The organism is Micromonospora sp. NPDC047740 (genome assembly GCF_043204735.1).
In the GTDB taxonomy this organism is placed as follows: domain Bacteria; phylum Actinomycetota; class Actinomycetes; order Mycobacteriales; family Micromonosporaceae; genus Micromonospora.
This window is the reverse complement of record NZ_JBIDCT010000053.1, coordinates 1-1,654: the sequence shown is the minus strand read 5'-3', so window position 1 is coordinate 1,654 and position 1,654 is coordinate 1. Positions and strand designations below refer to the sequence as shown.

2 protein-coding genes are annotated in these 1,654 nt (G+C 68.8%); both read left to right on the top strand.

The annotated features are described in order from the left end of the window. Positions 1-83: 83 nt before the first annotated feature. Positions 84-1,019, top strand: coding sequence for a transposase (locus ACGF4F_RS37345; RefSeq protein ID WP_393085258.1), 936 nt, complete (start codon positions 84-86; stop codon positions 1,017-1,019). A 44-nt stretch (positions 1,020-1,063) separates the two neighbouring features. Next, positions 1,064-1,654 (top strand): transposase (locus ACGF4F_RS37340; protein ID WP_393085255.1); only part of this gene is annotated, 591 nt, incomplete at its 3' end.

Genomic DNA, 1,654 nt, shown 5'->3' with positions numbered 1-1,654 from the left:
AGGACTCCGTTGGGGAATGGCGAAAACGTTCGGATGCACCTGTTGGCATGATTGTTGGATCGACCGGGTGGAAAGGGTCCAACGTGTCGCTGCAGTCCTGGGGTGAGCGGGGAGTGTCGGAGCTGACCGCGCGGGTGGTCCGGGCGTCGTTCCCGAAGGGCACCCTCGCGGTGAGGATCCGAGACGCGCTGGGTCCGGTGTTCAGCGACGAGCAGTTCGCGCAGGCGTTCCCGGCGCGGGGCCGCCCGGCGGCCTCGCCGGGGGCCTTGGCGCTGGTGTCGGTGTTGCAGTACGCCGAAGGGCTCAGCGATCGGCAGGCCGCCGACCAGGTCCGGGCGCGGATAGATTGGAAGTACCTGCTCGGTTTGGAACTGGATGATCCGGGGTTCGACTTCACGGCCCTGGCCGGCTTCCGGGCCCGACTGATCGAGCACGGGCTGGAGGAGAAGGTCCTGGACGTGATCCTGGACCAGTGTTCCCAGCACGGGCTGCTGCGGGCCGGGGGTCGGCAACGTACAGACTCCACGCATGTGCTGGCCGCGGTGCGCACGCTGAACCGGATGGAGTTCGTCGGGGAAACCTTGCGGGCGTCGTTGGAGGCCCTGGCCGCGGCGGCACCCCAGCGGCTGGCGCCGCTGATCGATGCCGGCTGGGCCGAGCGATACAGCGCCCGCATCGACGCGTACCGGTTCCCGAAGGGTGAGGACGTGCGCACCCGCTGGGCCCAGCAGGTCGGTCGCGACGGCTACCTGATCCTGGACGCGGTCGCCGCATCGGGTGCACCGAAGTGGCTGCGCGAGATCCCGGCGGTGCAGGTCCTCGCCCGGGCGTGGGAGCAGCAGTACCGCCGTGACGGTGAGGAGGTGTGCTGGCGGGAGGGCAGAGACCTCCCGCCCAGCAGAGAACGGCTCGCATCCCCGTACGACACCGACGCCCGCTACGGCCTCAAACGCGGCAACGGCTGGTGCGGCTACAAGGTGCACCTGAGTGAGACCTGCGACCCCGACTCCCACACCTGATCACCCATGTGGCGACCACGGACGCCACGGTCACCGACACCGAGATGACCGCGACCATCCAGCAGGGCCTTGCCGCGCGGCAGATGCTGCCGGGTGAGCATGCGGTCGACGCGGGCTACGTCACCGCCGCGCACATCGTGGCCGCCCGCAGCGAATACGCCGTCGACCTGCTCGGCCCGGTCGGAATGGACACCCACCAGGCAGAGCACTTCCCGCACAGCGACTTCCGCATCGACCGGCAGGCCAAGAGCGTGACCTGCCCGAACGGTAAAGCCAGCGCCAGCTGGTCCGCCCAACGCAAGACCAGCGGAACCCCGGTGACTCGTGTCCACTTCGCCGCGAGCGACTGCGCCGCGTGCCCGTTGCAGAACAAGTGCACCACCGCGAGCAACGGCAAGTGGGGCCGCAGCCTCACCCTGCTCCCCGAAGATCAGCAGCAGGTCCTGCAAACCCGGCGTCGTGAACAGGTCACCGAGCCGTGGCAGCAGCGCTATCACATCCGCGCCGGGATCGAGGCCACGATCGCCCAGACGACCCGACGCACCGGCATCCGGCGAACCCGCTACACCAGCGTGGACAAAATCCACCTCGGTCACCTCTTCGCCGCTACCGCAGTCAACGTCATCCGCATCGAC